This is a genomic window from Mesorhizobium sp. BHbdii, assembly GCF_053848045.1.
This window is the reverse complement of the sequence record NZ_JBSPKX010000001.1, coordinates 2,066,253-2,081,718: the sequence shown is the minus strand read 5'-3', so window position 1 is coordinate 2,081,718 and position 15,466 is coordinate 2,066,253. Positions and strand designations below refer to the sequence as shown.

25 protein-coding genes are annotated in these 15,466 nt (G+C 61.7%); all 25 read left to right on the top strand.

Going from position 1 to position 15,466, the window contains the following annotated elements; genetic code table 11:
* Window positions 1–10: 10 nt before the first annotated feature.
* The 25 genes from fusA (at window position 11) to ACWTU8_RS10015 (ending at window position 15,379) form a co-directional block, all read left to right on the top strand.
* Window positions 11–2,101 carry an elongation factor G gene (gene fusA / locus ACWTU8_RS10135; protein WP_029352192.1) on the top strand — a complete coding sequence of 697 codons (2,091 nt, stop codon included), beginning with the start codon at window positions 11–13 and terminating at the stop codon, window positions 2,099–2,101.
* A 66-nt stretch (window positions 2,102–2,167) separates the two neighbouring features.
* A complete protein-coding gene (tuf, locus tag ACWTU8_RS10130; protein WP_029352152.1) occupies window positions 2,168–3,343 on the top strand; it encodes an elongation factor Tu in 1,176 nt (391 codons plus the stop codon).
* A gap of 63 nt (window positions 3,344–3,406) precedes the next feature.
* A complete protein-coding gene (gene rpsJ, locus ACWTU8_RS10125) occupies window positions 3,407–3,715 on the top strand; it encodes a 30S ribosomal protein S10 (protein WP_006205468.1) in 309 nt (102 codons plus the stop codon).
* Between the two features lie 94 nt (window positions 3,716–3,809).
* The gene (gene rplC, locus ACWTU8_RS10120) at window positions 3,810–4,556 is read left to right on the top strand and encodes a 50S ribosomal protein L3 (RefSeq protein ID WP_095520652.1); all 747 of its coding nucleotides are present in this window, start codon (window positions 3,810–3,812) and stop codon (window positions 4,554–4,556) included.
* Window positions 4,556–5,176, top strand: coding sequence for a 50S ribosomal protein L4 (gene rplD, locus ACWTU8_RS10115; protein WP_065008704.1), 621 nt, complete (start codon window positions 4,556–4,558; stop codon window positions 5,174–5,176). Before rplC ends, rplD begins: the two co-directional genes overlap by 1 nt.
* Window positions 5,173–5,466 (top strand): 50S ribosomal protein L23, encoded by a 294-nt coding sequence (locus ACWTU8_RS10110; RefSeq protein ID WP_010909275.1) that lies wholly within the window; start codon window positions 5,173–5,175, stop codon window positions 5,464–5,466. The genes rplD and ACWTU8_RS10110 overlap by 4 nt, the downstream gene beginning before the upstream one ends.
* Before the next feature lie 23 nt (window positions 5,467–5,489).
* Window positions 5,490–6,323, top strand: coding sequence for a 50S ribosomal protein L2 (rplB, locus tag ACWTU8_RS10105; RefSeq protein ID WP_029352208.1), 834 nt, complete (start codon window positions 5,490–5,492; stop codon window positions 6,321–6,323).
* A 16-nt stretch (window positions 6,324–6,339) separates the two neighbouring features.
* Window positions 6,340–6,618 carry a 30S ribosomal protein S19 gene (gene rpsS / locus ACWTU8_RS10100; protein ID WP_006205463.1) on the top strand — a complete coding sequence of 93 codons (279 nt, stop codon included), beginning with the start codon at window positions 6,340–6,342 and terminating at the stop codon, window positions 6,616–6,618.
* A 2-nt stretch (window positions 6,619–6,620) separates the two neighbouring features.
* Window positions 6,621–7,010 carry a 50S ribosomal protein L22 gene (gene rplV, locus ACWTU8_RS10095; RefSeq protein WP_023799292.1) on the top strand — a complete coding sequence of 130 codons (390 nt, stop codon included), beginning with the start codon at window positions 6,621–6,623 and terminating at the stop codon, window positions 7,008–7,010.
* On the top strand, window positions 7,010–7,735 hold the full coding sequence (gene rpsC / locus ACWTU8_RS10090) for a 30S ribosomal protein S3 (RefSeq protein ID WP_029352216.1): 726 nt from the start codon (window positions 7,010–7,012) through the stop codon (window positions 7,733–7,735). Before rplV ends, rpsC begins: the two co-directional genes overlap by 1 nt.
* A 27-nt stretch (window positions 7,736–7,762) precedes the next feature.
* A complete protein-coding gene (gene rplP, locus ACWTU8_RS10085; protein ID WP_023799290.1) occupies window positions 7,763–8,176 on the top strand; it encodes a 50S ribosomal protein L16 in 414 nt (137 codons plus the stop codon).
* Between the two features lie 13 nt (window positions 8,177–8,189).
* A complete protein-coding gene (gene rpmC, locus ACWTU8_RS10080) occupies window positions 8,190–8,390 on the top strand; it encodes a 50S ribosomal protein L29 (RefSeq protein WP_023799289.1) in 201 nt (66 codons plus the stop codon).
* Window positions 8,391–8,401: 11 nt separating this feature from the next.
* Complete coding sequence (rpsQ, locus tag ACWTU8_RS10075) at window positions 8,402–8,641, top strand: 30S ribosomal protein S17 (protein WP_023799288.1); 240 nt, start codon at window positions 8,402–8,404, stop codon at window positions 8,639–8,641.
* Window positions 8,642–8,722: 81 nt separating this feature from the next.
* Complete coding sequence (gene rplN, locus ACWTU8_RS10070) at window positions 8,723–9,091, top strand: 50S ribosomal protein L14 (RefSeq protein ID WP_006205457.1); 369 nt, start codon at window positions 8,723–8,725, stop codon at window positions 9,089–9,091.
* Window positions 9,092–9,103: 12 nt separating this feature from the next.
* Window positions 9,104–9,418, top strand: a complete 315-nt coding sequence (rplX, locus tag ACWTU8_RS10065) for a 50S ribosomal protein L24 (protein ID WP_013531428.1) — start codon at window positions 9,104–9,106, stop codon at window positions 9,416–9,418.
* A complete protein-coding gene (gene rplE, locus ACWTU8_RS10060) occupies window positions 9,411–9,989 on the top strand; it encodes a 50S ribosomal protein L5 (protein WP_023799287.1) in 579 nt (192 codons plus the stop codon). The genes rplX and rplE overlap by 8 nt, the downstream gene beginning before the upstream one ends.
* Before the next feature lie 27 nt (window positions 9,990–10,016).
* Window positions 10,017–10,322 carry a 30S ribosomal protein S14 gene (rpsN, locus tag ACWTU8_RS10055; RefSeq protein ID WP_029352223.1) on the top strand — a complete coding sequence of 102 codons (306 nt, stop codon included), beginning with the start codon at window positions 10,017–10,019 and terminating at the stop codon, window positions 10,320–10,322.
* 12 nt (window positions 10,323–10,334) lie between these two features.
* A complete protein-coding gene (gene rpsH, locus ACWTU8_RS10050) occupies window positions 10,335–10,733 on the top strand; it encodes a 30S ribosomal protein S8 (RefSeq protein ID WP_006205453.1) in 399 nt (132 codons plus the stop codon).
* Between the two features lie 92 nt (window positions 10,734–10,825).
* On the top strand, window positions 10,826–11,359 hold the full coding sequence (gene rplF / locus ACWTU8_RS10045; protein WP_023799285.1) for a 50S ribosomal protein L6: 534 nt from the start codon (window positions 10,826–10,828) through the stop codon (window positions 11,357–11,359).
* Window positions 11,360–11,444: 85 nt separating this feature from the next.
* Window positions 11,445–11,804, top strand: coding sequence for a 50S ribosomal protein L18 (rplR, locus tag ACWTU8_RS10040; protein ID WP_455847981.1), 360 nt, complete (start codon window positions 11,445–11,447; stop codon window positions 11,802–11,804).
* A gap of 154 nt (window positions 11,805–11,958) precedes the next feature.
* Complete coding sequence (rpsE, locus tag ACWTU8_RS10035; protein WP_006333394.1) at window positions 11,959–12,522, top strand: 30S ribosomal protein S5; 564 nt, start codon at window positions 11,959–11,961, stop codon at window positions 12,520–12,522.
* A gap of 26 nt (window positions 12,523–12,548) precedes the next feature.
* Complete coding sequence (gene rpmD, locus ACWTU8_RS10030) at window positions 12,549–12,746, top strand: 50S ribosomal protein L30 (RefSeq protein WP_006205449.1); 198 nt, start codon at window positions 12,549–12,551, stop codon at window positions 12,744–12,746.
* A 22-nt stretch (window positions 12,747–12,768) separates the two neighbouring features.
* Entirely contained in the window at window positions 12,769–13,242 is a 474-nt protein-coding gene (gene rplO / locus ACWTU8_RS10025; RefSeq protein WP_123151505.1) for a 50S ribosomal protein L15, read from the top strand.
* A gap of 191 nt (window positions 13,243–13,433) precedes the next feature.
* A complete protein-coding gene (gene secY, locus ACWTU8_RS10020) occupies window positions 13,434–14,774 on the top strand; it encodes a preprotein translocase subunit SecY (protein ID WP_455847980.1) in 1,341 nt (446 codons plus the stop codon).
* The gene (locus tag ACWTU8_RS10015; protein ID WP_455847979.1) at window positions 14,771–15,379 is read left to right on the top strand and encodes an adenylate kinase; all 609 of its coding nucleotides are present in this window, start codon (window positions 14,771–14,773) and stop codon (window positions 15,377–15,379) included. Before secY ends, ACWTU8_RS10015 begins: the two co-directional genes overlap by 4 nt.
* The last annotated feature ends 87 nt before the right edge of the window (window positions 15,380–15,466 follow it).

Sequence of the window (15,466 nt, the reverse complement as noted above, 5' to 3'; positions counted from 1 at the left end):
GGCACCTCCCATGGCCCGCGAATATAAAATCGAAGATTACCGTAATTTCGGTATCATGGCGCATATCGACGCCGGCAAGACGACGACCACCGAGCGCGTCCTCTACTACACGGGCAAGTCGCACAAGATCGGCGAAGTCCATGACGGTGCTGCCACCATGGATTGGATGGAGCAGGAGCAGGAACGCGGCATCACCATCACGTCCGCCGCGACCACGACCTTCTGGAAGGGTCGTGACGGCAAGATGCACCGCTTCAACATCATCGACACCCCCGGCCACGTCGACTTCACCATCGAGGTCGAGCGTTCGCTGCGCGTGCTCGACGGCGCCATTGCGCTGCTCGACGCCAATGCCGGTGTCGAGCCGCAGACGGAAACCGTCTGGCGCCAGGCCGACAAGTACCGCGTGCCGCGCATGATCTTCTGCAACAAGATGGACAAGATCGGCGCGGATTTTTACCGCTCGGTTGAGATGATCGGCTCGCGCCTCGGCGCGCATGCCGTCGTCATGCAGCTGCCGATCGGTGCCGAGACCGAGTTCAAGGGCATCGTCGACCTCGTCGAGATGAACGCGCTGGTCTGGCGCGACGAAACGCTGGGCGCTGCCTGGGACGTCGTCGAGATCCCGGACGATCTCAAGGCTCGTGCGGAAGAATACCGCGAGAAGATGATCGAGGCCGCCGTCGAAATGGACGAGACGGCGCTTGAGAATTACCTCGAAGGCAAGATGCCCGACAATGACGAGATCCGTGCGCTGATCCGCAAGGGCACCATTGCGGTGAAATTCTACCCGATGTTCTGTGGCTCGGCCTTCAAGAACAAGGGCGTGCAGCCGCTGCTCGACGCCGTCGTCGAATACCTGCCGTCGCCGGCCGACGTTCCGGCCATCAAGGGCGTCGACGCCAAGACCGACGCCGAGATCGAGCGTCATGCAGACGACAATGAGCCGCTGTCGATGCTCGCCTTCAAGATCATGAACGACCCGTTCGTCGGCTCGCTCACTTTCGCCCGCATCTATTCGGGCAAGCTCACCAAGGGCATCTCGGTCGACAACACGGTCAAGGGCAAGAAGGAGCGCATCGGTCGTATGCTGCAGATGCATGCGAATTCGCGCGCTGACGTCGAAGAGGCTTTCGCCGGCGACATCGTCGCCTTGGCCGGCCTCAAGGACACGACCACGGGCGACACGCTCTGCGATCCGCTGCATCCGGTCATTCTCGAGCGCATGGAGTTCCCCGATCCGGTCATCCAGATCGCGATTGAGCCGAAGACCAAGAACGACCAGGAAAAGATGGGCCTTGCGCTGCATCGCCTGGCTGCCGAGGACCCGTCCTTCCGCGTCAAGACCGACGAGGAATCAGGCCAGACGATCATTTCCGGCATGGGCGAGCTCCACCTCGACATCATCGTCGACCGCATGCGCCGCGAGTTCAAGGTCGAGGCCAATGTCGGCGCGCCGCAGGTGGCATATCGCGAGACGATCACCCGCAGCCAAGAGCAGGACTACACCCATAAGAAGCAGACCGGCGGCACCGGTCAGTTCGCTCGCGTCAAAATTCTTTTCGAGCCAAATCCGGAAAGCAGCGAATTCCTGTTCGAATCCAAGATCGTTGGCGGCGCTGTGCCGAAGGAATACATCCCCGGCGTCGAAAAGGGCATCAACAGCGTCATGACGTCGGGCCCGTTCGCCGGCTTCCCGATGATCGGCGTCAAGGCGACGCTGATCGATGGTGCCTACCACGACGTGGATTCCAGCGTTCTGGCCTTCGAAATCGCTGGCCGTGCCTGCTTCCGTGAAGCGGCCCCCAGGCTTGGCGTGCAGTTGCTCGAGCCGATCATGAAGGTCGAAGTGGTGACGCCCGAAGATTATGTCGGCAGCGTCATCGGCGACCTGAACGGCCGTCGCGGCCAGATCCAAGGCCAGGAAGCCCGTGGCGTGGCGGTGGTCATCAACGCAATGGTGCCGCTCGCCAACATGTTCAAATACGTCGACAATTTGCGCTCGATGAGCCAAGGCCGCGCGGCCTACACGATGCAGTTCGATCACTACGAGCCGGTGCCGACCGCGGTCGCTCAGGAAGTCCAGAAGAAATACGCGTAGCCCGAACGGGTTGCAGCGCTAACTTAATTCAAAGCCCGCACGGGCGAGCAGGAATGGAGAGATCACATGGCAAAAGGTAAATTCGAGCGTACAAAGCCTCATGTGAACATCGGCACGATTGGCCATGTCGATCATGGCAAGACGTCGCTGACGGCGGCGATCACCAAGTATTTTGGCGAATACAAGCGCTACGACCAGATCGATGCGGCGCCCGAGGAGAAGGCGCGCGGCATTACCATCTCGACGGCGCATGTCGAATACGAGACGGCCAACCGCCACTACGCCCATGTCGACTGCCCGGGCCACGCCGACTATGTGAAGAACATGATCACCGGTGCCGCGCAGATGGACGGCGCGATCCTGGTTGTGTCGGCCGCCGACGGCCCGATGCCGCAGACCCGCGAGCACATCCTTTTGGCCCGTCAGGTCGGCGTGCCGTCGATCGTGGTGTTCTTGAACAAGGTCGACCAGGTCGACGACGCCGAGCTGCTCGAGCTGGTCGAGCTCGAGGTGCGTGAGCTGCTGACCAAGAACGAGTTCCCCGGCGACGACATTCCGATCGTCAAGGGTTCGGCACTTGCCGCTTTGGAAGATTCCGACAAGAAGATCGGCGAGGATTCGATCCGCGAATTGATGGCTGCGGTCGACGACTACATCCCGACGCCGGTTCGTCCGCTGGACAAGCCGTTCCTGATGCCGATCGAGGACGTGTTCTCGATCTCGGGCCGCGGCACGGTGGTGACCGGCCGCGTCGAGCGCGGCGTGGTCAAGGTCGGCGAGGAGCTGGAGATCATCGGCATCCGTCCGACCACCAAGACGACCTGCACCGGCGTCGAGATGTTCCGCAAGCTGCTCGACCAGGGCCAGGCCGGCGACAACATCGGCGCGCTCTTGCGCGGCGTCGACCGCGAAGGTGTCGAGCGCGGCCAGGTTCTGGCCAAGCCCGGCACGGTCAAGCCGCACAAGAAGTTCGTCGCCGAAGCCTACATCCTGACCAAGGACGAGGGCGGCCGTCACACGCCGTTCTTCACCAACTACCGTCCGCAGTTCTATTTCCGCACGACCGATGTGACCGGCATCGTGTCGCTGCCGGAAGGCACCGAAATGGTGATGCCTGGCGACAACATCACCGTCGATGTCGAGCTGATCGTGCCGATCGCCATGGAAGAGAAGCTGCGCTTCGCCATCCGTGAAGGCGGCCGCACCGTCGGTGCCGGCATCGTCGTCACCATCAAAGAGTAATTTGGACTTAAACCGATCTGTCGCGGGCGCTGCCCGCGCCGCGCCAGAACAAGGAAGTGACGCATGAACGGACAGAATATCCGCATCCGCCTGAAGGCGTTTGATCACCGGGTCCTTGACGCCTCGACGCGGGAAATCGTGTCGACGGCCAAGCGCACCGGCGCCAACGTCCGCGGCCCCATTCCGCTGCCGACGCGGATCGAAAAGTTCACGGTCAACCGGTCGCCTCACGTCGACAAGAAGAGCCGCGAGCAGTTCGAGATGCGCACGCACAAGCGTCTGCTCGATATCGTCGATCCGACCCCGCAGACAGTCGACGCTTTGATGAAGCTCGATCTTGCCGCCGGTGTCGACGTCGAGATCAAGCTTTAAGGAACCAGAGGGGCGGGGCGACCCGGAACTCTGAAGGAACAAGAGGCGTGGAGGGGCGACAGCCCCGACAGGGAACTCTAAAGGAATTGAACCGATGCGTTCAGGTGTGATTGCAAAGAAGGTGGGAATGACCCGCATCTACAACGATGCCGGGGAACATGTTCCCGTCACTGTTCTCCAGATGGAGAACTGCCAGGTCGTGGCGCAGCGCACGCAGGAGAAGAACGGCTATACCGCCGTCCAGCTCGGCGTTGGCCTTGCCAAGGTGAAGAACACGTCGAAGGCGATGCGCGGCCATTTCGCGACCGCTTCCGTCGAGCCGAAGGCCAAGGTTGCCGAATTCCGTGTCTCCGCCGACAACATGATCGATGTCGGCGCCGAGATCACTGTCGATCATTTCGTCGCCGGCCAGAAGGTCGATGTGACGGGAACCACGATCGGCAAGGGTTTCCAGGGCGTTATCAAGCGGCACCACATGGGCGGTGGCCGCGCGACCCACGGCAACTCGGTCTCGCACCGTACCCACGGCTCGACCGGCCAGCGCCAGGACCCGGGCAAGGTGTTCAAGGGCAAGCATATGGCCGGCCACATGGGCGACACCCGCGTCACCACGCAAAATGTCGAGGTCGTCTCGACCGACGCCGATCGCGGCCTGATCCTGATCCGCGGCGCGGTTCCCGGTTCGAAGGGCGCGTGGATCCTGGTCCGCGACGCGGCCAAGTTTGCGCTGCCGGCCAATGCGCCGAAGCCCGCCGCAATCCGCGTCATTGCAACCAGTGACGGCGCCAAGAACGATGCCCCGGCCACAGTAGATGCCCCGGCCACAGAGGGAGCGGAATAATGGACCTCAAGATCACAACGCTTGGCGGCAAGGACGCCGGCAAGGTGAAACTCTCCGAGGAGATTTTCGGCCTTGATCCGCGCGAGGACATCCTGCAGCGCGTCGTGCGCTGGCAGCTTGCCAAGAAGCAGCAGGGCACGCACAAGACCAAGGGTCGCGCCGAGATCGCCCGCACCGGCGCCAAGATGTACAAGCAGAAGGGTACGGGCCGCGCCCGCCACCATTCGGCACGCGCTCCGCAGTTCCGCGGCGGCGGCAAGGCCCACGGCCCGGTCGTCCGCAGCCACGAGCACGACCTGCCGAAGAAGGTGCGCGCGCTGGGCCTCAAGCATGCTCTCTCGGCCAAGGCCAAGAGCGCGTCGCTCATCATCATCGACGAGTTGATGCTGACCGAGGCCAAGACCAAGGCGCTGATCGCGAATTTCGCGACGCTGGGCCTGTCCAATGCCCTGGTGATCGGTGGCGCCGAGCTCGATAAGAACTTCAAGCTGGCGGCGACGAACATCCCGAACATCGACGTGCTGCCCATCCAGGGCATCAACGTCTACGACATTTTGCGCCGCGGCACGCTGGTCCTTTCGAAGGCCGCCGTCGAGGCTCTCGAGGAGCGCTTCAAATGACCGACCTTCGTCACTACGACGTGATCGTCTCGCCGGCGATCACCGAAAAGTCGACCATGGCTTCCGAGCAGAACCAGGTCGTCTTCAACGTCGCCAAGAAGGCGTCGAAGCCGGAAATCAAGGCTGCCGTCGAAGCGCTGTTCGGCGTCAAGGTGATGGCCGTGAACACGCTTGTCCGCAAGGGCAAGATCAAGCGCTTCCGCGGCACGATCGGCCGCCAGAGCGACGTCAAGAAGGCGATCGTGACGCTGGCCGACGGCCAGTCGATCGACGTCGCGACGGGTCTCTGAGCAAGACCGCGAGGACAACAAACATGGCACTGAAAAAATTCAACCCGATAACCCCGAGCACCCGCCAGCTGGTCATCGTCGATCGCTCGGGCCTCTACAAGGGCAAGCCCGTCAAGGGCTTGACAGAAGGCCTGACCAAGTCGGGCGGCCGTAACAATTACGGCCGCATCACGGCCCGCTTCATCGGCGGCGGTCACAAGCGTACGTACCGCATCATCGACTTCAAGCGCCGCAAGTTCGACATTGTCGGAACTGTCGAGCGTATCGAATACGATCCGAACCGCAGCGCCTTTATCGCGCTGATCAAGTATGACGATGGCGAGCTGTCCTACATCATCGCCCCGCAGCGCCTTGCTGCCGGCGACAAGATCGTGGCCGGCGAAGCGGTCGACGTGAAGCCGGGCAATGCGATGCCGCTGGCCTCGATGCCGGTCGGCACGATCGTCCACAACATCGAGCTGAAGCCGGGCAAGGGCGCCCAGGTTGCCCGTTCGGCTGGCGGTTATGCCCAGCTCGTCGGCCGTGACCAGGGCATGGCGATCCTGCGCCTGAACTCGGGTGAGCAGCGTGTCGTCCACGGCTCGTGCATGGCCACTGTCGGCGCCGTGTCCAACCCGGACCACGGCAACATCAATGACGGCAAGGCAGGCCGCACTGTGTGGCGGGGAAAACGTCCGCACAACCGCGGCGTGACCATGAACCCGGTTGACCATCCGCATGGCGGCGGCGAAGGCCGCACCTCCGGTGGCCGCCATCCGGTTTCACCTTGGGGCAAGCCTACCAAGGGCAAGAAGACGCGGTCCAATAAGGCGACCGACAAGTTCATCCTGCGCTCGCGCCATCAGCGCAAGAGCTAAGAAGAGGTAACGCCAAGTGACTCGTTCGATTTGGAAAGGCCCCTTCATTGACGGCTACCTTCTCAAGAAGGTGGACAAGGTTCGTGAAGGTGGTCGCAATGAGGTGATCAAGATGTGGAGCCGTCGCTCCACCATCCTGCCGCAGTTCGTCGGCTTCACCTTCGGTGTCTACAACGGCCAGAAGCACGTTCCCGTTTCGGTGAACGAAGACATGGTCGGCCACAAGTTCGGTGAATTCGCTCCGACCCGGACCTATTACGGTCATGGCGCGGATAAGAAGGCGAAGAGGAAATAATCATGGGCAAGGCCAAAGCTCCGCGCAGGCTTGCTGACAACGAAGCGCGCGCCGTGTTGCGCACGATCCGTATCAGCCCGCAGAAGCTGAACCTGGTTGCCGCGCTGATCCGCGGCAAGAAGGTCGCGACAGCGCTTTCCGATCTCGAATTCTCGGCCAAGCGGATTTCCGGCACGGTCAAGAAGACGCTGGAATCGGCGATCGCCAACGCGGAAAACAACCACGACCTCGACGTCGATGCGCTGATCGTGGCGGAAGCCTATGTCGGCAAGTCGATCGTCATGAAGCGGTTCCATGCCCGTGGCCGTGGCCGCGCCAGCCGTATCGAGAAGCCGTTCTCGCACCTCACGATCGTCGTTCGTGAAGTCGAAGAAAAAGTGGAGGCCGCATAATGGGCCAGAAAATCAATCCGATCGGTCTGCGTCTCGGCATCAACCGTACCTGGGATTCGCGTTGGTTCGCCAACACCGGCGAGTACGGCCAGCTGCTGCATGAGGACATCAAGATCCGCAAGTATCTTGAGAAGGAACTCAAGCAGGCTGCGATTTCGAAGGTTGTGATCGAGCGTCCGCACAAGAAGTGCCGCGTCACCATCCATGCGGCGCGTCCGGGCCTGATCATCGGCAAGAAGGGCGCCGACATCGAGAAGCTTCGCAAGAAGCTGATGGAGATGACGAAGTCCGAGACGCATTTGAACATCGTCGAAGTGCGTAAGCCCGAGATCGACGCCACGCTGGTCGCCCAGTCAATCGCCCAGCAGCTCGAGCGCCGCATCGCGTTCCGCCGCGCCATGAAGCGCGCCGTGCAGTCGGCTATGCGCCTCGGTGCCGAAGGCATCCGCATCAACTGCGCCGGCCGACTCGGCGGCGCCGAGATCGCGCGCATGGAATGGTACCGCGAGGGTCGCGTGCCGCTGCATACGCTGCGCGCCGACGTCGACTACGGCACGGCCGAAGCACACACCGCCTACGGCATCTGCGGCGTTAAGGTCTGGGTGTTCAAGGGCGAAATCCTCGAGCACGATCCGATGGCTTCGGAGCGCCGCGCCACCGAGGGCGATCATGCGCATGGCGGTGGTGGTGAGCGCGAACGCGGTCGCCGTCGCGAAAACGCCTGAGACAGTTGAGAATTTGGAGTTAGAACGATGCTGCAGCCAAAGCGCACAAAGTTCCGCAAGCAGTTCAAGGGCCGTATCCATGGTGCCGCCAAGGGCGGTACCAATCTGGATTTCGGCGGTTTCGGGCTGAAGGCGCTTGAGCCGAACCGCGTCACCGCGCGCGAGATCGAGGCGGCCCGCCGCGCGATCACCCGCGAGATGAAGCGCGCCGGCCGCGTCTGGATCCGTATCTTCCCTGACGTCCCGGTGACGTCGAAGCCGACCGAAGTCCGCATGGGCAAGGGCAAGGGCGCTGTCGATTACTGGGCGGCGCGCGTCAAGCCCGGCCGCATCATGTTCGAGATCGACGGCGTCAATGAGGAAACCGCCCGTGAGGCGCTGCGTCTCGGCGCGGCCAAGCTCTCGGTCAGGACGCGCTTCGTACAGCGCATCGCAGAATAAGGACGGGCTGATCATGAAAGCCGAAGACATCCGGACAAAGACCCAGGACCAGCTGACCGACGAATTGGCCAGCCTGAAGAAGGAGCAGTTCAACCTGCGCTTCCAGAAGGCCACCGGCCAGCTCGAGAAGACCGCGCGCGTGAGGCAGGTCCGCAAGGACATTGCGCGTATCAAGACCATCGCTGCGGAAAAGTCCGCGGCTAAGAAGGCTTAAGGACGAAAACCATGCCAAAGCGCATTCTGCAGGGCACCGTCGTCAGCGACAAAAACGAGAAGACGGTTGTCGTCAAGGTCGAACGGCGCTTCACGCATCCTGTGATGAAGAAGACCGTGCGCATGACCAAGAAATACAAGGCGCACGACGAGAACAACGCCCACAAGGTTGGCGATCAGGTGTTCATCCAGGAATCGAAGCCGATTTCCAAGGACAAGCGCTGGACCGTCGTGTCTTCGGACCAGGCCTGATCAGGGCAACGAAACGAATTTTGGACAGACCGGGGAAGGGTGAAGAACCCGTCCCGTTAGAAGAGAAAAAGGCGGCCAGTCATGATTCAGATGCAAACAAACCTCGACGTCGCGGATAATTCCGGCGCCCGTCGTGTCATGTGCATCAAGGTGCTGGGCGGCTCGAAGCGGAAATACGCTTCCGTGGGCGACATCATCGTGGTGTCGATCAAGGAAGCCATCCCGCGCGGCCGCGTCAAGAAGGGCGATGTGATGAAGGCGGTCGTGGTTCGCACGGCCAAGGACATCCGCCGCCCGGACGGCAGCGTGATCCGTTTCGACAAGAACGCGGCCGTTCTCGTCGACAACAAGAAAGAGCCGATCGGCACGCGTATCTTCGGACCGGTTCCGCGCGAACTCCGCGCCAAGAACCACATGAAGATCATCTCGCTCGCGCCTGAAGTGCTGTAAGGAGCCGGACCAATGCAGAAGATTAGAAAAGGCGACAAGGTCGTCGTGCTGGCCGGCAAGGACAAGGGCCGTTCGGGCGAAGTCCTCTCGGTACAGCCGAAGGAAGACACCGCGCTGGTGCGCGGCGTCAACATGATCCGTCGTCACCAGAAGCAGTCCCAGTCCCAAGAGGGCGGGATCATCACCAAGGAAGCGCCGATCCAACTGTCGAACATCGCGCTGGCCGACCCCAAGGATGGCAAGCCGACCCGTGTCGGTTTCATCTTCCAGAAGGACGGTAAGAAGGTGCGCGTCGCCAAGCGCTCGGGAGAAGTCATCAATGGCTAAGGCTCAAACCAAGCAGGCGACTGCCCAGAACACGCCGCGCCTCAAGCAGGTCTACAACGAGACCATCCGCAAGGCTCTGCAGGAGCAGTTCGGCTACGAGAACGAGATGCAGGTTCCGCGCATCGACAAGATCGTGCTGAACATGGGCGTCGGCGAAGCGACCGGTGATTCGAAGAAGCCTTCGATCGCGGCGGAAGATCTTGCGCTGATCGCCGGCCAGAAGGCCGTCGTCACCCATGCGCGCAACTCGATCGCCGGCTTCAAGGTCCGCGAAAAGATGCCGATCGGCGCCAAAGTCACGCTGCGCAAGGAACGCATGTATGAGTTCCTCGACCGTCTCGTGAACATCGCGCTGCCGCGCGTCCGCGACTTCCGCGGGCTCAATCCGAAGAGCTTCGATGGCCGTGGTAACTATGCCATGGGCATCAAGGAACACATCGTGTTCCCGGAGATCAATTACGACAAGGTTGATCAGATCTGGGGCATGGACGTCATCGTTTGTACGACTGCGAAGACGGACGACGAAGCCAGGGCATTGCTCAAGGCCTTCAACTTCCCCTTCCGCCAGTAACGGCAGCGAGAAAAGGAAAAATCTGAAATGGCAAAGACCAGCTCAGTCGAGAAGAACAACAGGCGCCGCAAGCTTGTGGACCAGTACGCTGCCAAGCGTAAGGCCCTCAAGGCGATCATCATGGATCAGTCCAAGCCGATGGAAGAGCGCTTCCGCGCCCAGCTGAAGCTTGCGGCACTGCCGCGCAACTCGGCCAAGATCCGCATCCGCAACCGCTGCGAAGTCACCGGCCGTCCGCGTGCCTACTATCGCAAGCTCAAAGTATCGCGCATCGCGCTTCGTGATCTCGGCAATAACGGCCAGATCCCGGGCCTGGTCAAGTCGAGCTGGTAAGGAGGACATAACATGTCATTGAGCGATCCTCTCGGCGATATGCTGACCCGCATCCGCAACGCCTATGGCCGCAAGAAGTCGAGCGTTTCGACGCCGGCCTCGCGCCTGCGTACCCGCGTCCTCGACGTGCTGAAGGCGGAAGGCTATATTCGCGACTACAGCCAGACCGACTTCGACAACGGCAAGTCCGAAATCGAGATCGAACTGAAGTATTTCGACGGTGCGCCGGTCGTGCGCGAAATCGCCCGCGTCTCCAAGCCGGGCCGTCGCGTCTACGTTTCGGCGAAGTCGATCCCGCACGTCGCCAACGGCCTCGGCATCGCGATCCTTTCGACGCCGAAGGGCGTCATGGCCGACCACGAAGCGCGCGAACAGAATGTCGGCGGGGAAATCCTCTGCCAGATCTTCTGATCTGGAGCGCGATCCCGGAAAGTGGAATCCGGTTTTCGGACGCATGTTCGAAAACAGAGACCTGAAACAAGAGAAGTGACGAGGACAACAAAATGTCTCGTATTGGAAAGAAACCCGTTTCGCTGCCGCAGGGCGTGACCGCGACCGTCGACGGCCAGACCGTCACGGCGAAGGGCCCCAAGGGTGAGCTGAAGTTCGTGGTGAACGACGAAGTGCTGGTCAAAATGGAAGGCAGCGAGATCGCTGTCCAGCCACGCGACCAGACCAAGACCGCTCGCTCCAAATGGGGCATGTCGCGCACGCAGATCGTCAACATCCTGCAGGGCGTCAAGGACGGTTTTGAAAAGAAGCTTGAGATCACCGGCGTCGGCTATCGCGCCGCCATGCAGGGCAAGAACCTGCAGCTGGCGCTCGGGTTCAGCCATGATGTCGTCTACGAAACGCCGCAGGACATCACGATCACCGTGCCGAAGCCGACGGAAATCACCGTGACCGGCATCGACAAGCAGAAGGTCGGTCAGGTTGCTGCCGAGATCCGCGAATATCGCGGTCCCGAGCCGTACAAGGGCAAGGGCGTTCGTTACGCTGGCGAGAAGATCGTCCGCAAGGAAGGCAAGAAGAAGTAATTTCAACGCCGCGGGGAGCGGTCGCGGGAGGCTTGTCCTACCGCACAGGGTTGCCCCCGTTTTTTGAAGGCAAGGAACTGATATCATGGGCTCGAAAGAATCCACACAACGCCGCGCTCAGCGCGTCCGCCGCCAGATCAAGAAGGTCGCGGGCGAGCGTCCGCGGCTGTCGGTCCACCGCACGTCGAAGAACATCTACGTGCAGGTGATCGACGACACCAAGGGCCACACAATCGCTGCCGCCTCGACGCTGGAGAAGGACCTCAAGGGTTCGCTCAAGACCGGTGCCGACACTGCCGCCGCAGTGGCAATAGGCAAGCTGATTGCCGAGCGCGCTTCGAAGGCCGGCATCAAGGAAGTCGTCTTCGACCGTGGACCGTACATCTATCACGGCCGCGTCAAGGCGCTGGCCGAGGCCGCCCGTGAAGGCGGCTTGAGCTTCTAACGCAGGATCCCGAACCGGAGGTCAGCGCAGCAAAAAGTTGCAGACTTTTCGGATAGGATCATGCGAAGGAAAAATGAGTTTCGCCCCCGGCAACCCACTGAGGTGCCGGATATCATCATCAACCGTGCTTCCGGAAAAAAACAAGGAACAGGATATGGCACAGGAACGTAGGGATGGCGGCCGCGGCCGTGATCGCGAAGAGCGCGACGACGGCATGGTGGACAAGCTCGTCCACATCAACCGCGTCGCCAAGGTCGTCAAGGGCGGCCGGCGCTTCGGCTTTGCAGCACTCGTCGTCGTCGGCGACCAGAAGGGCCGCGTCGGCTTCGGTCACGGCAAGGCGCGCGAAGTGCCTGAGGCGATCCGCAAAGCTACCGAATCGGCCAAGCGCGACATGATCTTCGTGCCGCTGCGTTCGGGCCGTACGCTGCACCACGACGTCGAGGGGCGCTGGGGTGCCGGTCGCGTTCTGCTGCGCGCTGCCAAGCAGGGTACCGGCATCATCGCCGGCGGCCCGATGCGCGCCGTCTTCGAGACGCTCGGCATGCATGACGTGGTCGCCAAGTCGATGGGTTCGTCGAACCCGTACAACATGGTTCGCGCCACCTTCGACGCGCTGAAGAGCCAGATGCATCCCAAGGATGTGGCTGCCGCGCGCGGCATCAAGTATTCGACCCTTCAGGCCCGCCGCGGCACCGCCGTTGCGGCCGAAGAATAGTCGACGCTGACCAGGGATTTTTGACCATGGCCAAGAAAGCAACCAAGACCATCACCGTCGAGCAGATCGGTTCGCCGATCCGCCGGCCGAAGGAGCAGCGAGCGACGCTGGTCGGCCTCGGCCTCAACAAGATGCACAAGCAGCGCACGCTGGAGGACACCCCCTCAGTGCGCGGCATGATCGCTGCCGTCCAGCATCTCGTCCGCGTCGTGGACGAGGGCTGAACCAGAGCGCAGGAGAACTCAGATGAAACTCAACGATCTGCGTGACAAGGACGGCGCGACGCATTCCAAGAAGCGTCTCGGCCGCGGCATCGGTTCCGGCTCGGGCAAGACTGCGGGTCGCGGCGTCAAGGGCCAGAAGGCGCGCTCCGGCGTCGCCGTCAACGGCTTCGAGGGTGGCCAGATGCCGCTCTACCGGCGCCTGCCGAAGCGTGGCTTCAACAACATCTTCGCCAAGAGCTTTGCCGTCGTGTCGCTGGCCCGCATCCAGGCCGCGCTCGACGCCAAGAAGCTCGACGCCAAGACGACCGTGACAGCCGAAGCGCTGGTCGCGGCCGGCGTCATCCGCCGCGTCAAGGACGGCGTGCGGATCCTCTCGGACGGCGACATCAAGGCCAAGCTCGCTTTCGACGTGGCCGGCGCCTCCAAGGCTGCCATCGAGAAGATCGAAAAGGCCGGCGGTTCGGTGAAGCTGCCGGAAAAGGCAGCCGCCGAGTAACGGCGATTTGAAGCGCGATCGGCAAGAGTGAGACACGTTTCGCTTTCGATTGCGCTTTGATCCGATCAATATGGCGGCCGCATCAACGCGGCCGCTTGCATGTTTGCAGTCCGGAGCTTATCTCGTGAGCTTCGGTGACACGCGCCGCCTGAGTTGCGGGCCATCGAGCGTGACCAAGCGGAGAATCAGGCATGGCTTCGGCTGCTGAACAACTAGCCTCGAATCTGAATTTCTCGGCCTTCGCCAAGGCGGAGGATCTGAAGAAGCGCATCTGGTTCACCATCGGCGCGCTGCTCGTCTACCGCCTCGGCACCTATATCCCGCTGCCCGGCATCAATCCCGACGCTTTCGCCCAGGCCTTCTCGTCGCAGAGCAAGGGTGTGCTTGGCATGTTCAACATGTTCGCCGGCGGCGCCGTCGAGCGCATGGCGATCTTTGCCCTCGGCATCATGCCCTATATCTCCGCTTCCATCATCATGCAGCTGATGACCTCCGTCATCCCGACTCTGGAGGCGCTGAAGAAGGAAGGCGAGCAGGGCCGCAAGGTCATCAACCAGTATACCCGCTACGGCACAGTGCTATTGGCCCTGGTCCAGGCTTACGGCATTGCGGTCGGACTGGAGGGCGGCAACGGCATCGTCAGCGATCCCGGCATGTTCTTCCGCATCTCGACCGTCATCACGCTGGTCGGCGGCACCATGTTCCTGATGTGGCTCGGCGAGCAGATCACCGCCCGCGGCATCGGCAACGGCATTTCGCTGATCATCTTTTCCGGTATCGTCGCCGGCCTGCCGCATGCCATCTCCGGTACGCTGGAACTTGGCCGCACCGGCGCACTGTCGACCGGCCTGATCCTGGCGATCATCGTTCTCGCCGTCGTCGTCATCGCGCTGATCGTGTTCTTCGAGCGCGCCCAGCGGCGCTTGCTGATCCAGTATCCGAAGCGCCAGGTCGGCAATCGCATGTTCCAGGGCGACACCTCGCACCTGCCGCTCAAGCTCAACACGGCCGGTGTCATTCCGCCAATCTTCGCCTCTTCGCTGCTGTTGCTGCCGGCGACGGTCGCCGGCTTCTCGCAGACGACCAACATGCCTGCCTGGGCCAGCACCGTCCTGGCGGCACTCGGCCATGGCCAGCCCCTCTACATGGCGTTCTATGCGGCGATGATCGTGTTTTTCGCCTTCTTCTATACGGCGATCGTCTTCAACCCGAAGGACACCGCCGACCAGCTCAAGAAGCATTCGGGTTTCATTCCGGGCTACCGTCCGGGCGAGCGCACGGCCGATTACATCGACTATGTTCTCACCCGCATCACCGTCGTCGGCGCCATCTATCTGGTGCTGGTGTGTCTGCTGCCCGAGTTCCTGATTTCAGCGACTGGCGTACCATTCTACCTCGGTGGCACATCGCTTCTGATCGTGGTCAGTGTAACGCTCGATACGGTGGCGCAGATTCAGGGTCACCTGATCGCGCACCAGTATGAGGGCCTGATCAAGAAGTCGAAGCTGCGCGGGGGGAAAAAGGCCAGATGAGGTTGATATTGCTTGGACCGCCAGGGGCGGGCAAGGGGACGCAAGCACAAAGACTGGTAGAAAAATACGGCATACCCCAACTCTCCACGGGCGATATGCTGCGCGCTGCTGTCCAAGCCGGCACCGAAGTCGGCAAGCGTGCCAAGGCGGTGATGGACGCTGGCGAACTGGTCTCCGACGCCATTGTCAACGCCATCGTGGCCGAGCGTATCGATCAGGCCGATTGTGCAAAGGGTTTCATCCTTGACGGATACCCGCGAACCTTGGTGCAAGCGGACGCGGTTGAATCGATGCTCTCGGATCGCGGCCTCACTCTCGACGCTGTCATCGAACTTGTCGTGGACGACAAGGCGCTGGTTGGTCGAATCGGCAGGCGCGTGGAAGAGGCCAAGGCTGCGGGTCTGCCTGTGCGCAAGGACGACAATCCGGCGGTGTTCGAAGAGCGCCTAAAGGAGTATTACAAGAAAACGTCGCCGCTGATCGGCTACTATTATGCCAAGGGCAAGCTCAGAGGTGTCGACGGCATGGCCGACATCGATGCGGTGACGCGACAGATCGAAGTGGTGCTCACCGCTGCGACCCAAGCGGCGGCAAAGCGAAAATAAACGATTACGCTTGACGGGAGCGGTTCGCTGGGGTATGGCGGCCCGTCTTCCTATCAGGCATGAGGCTTGCTTGCCCGCAAGGGCAAG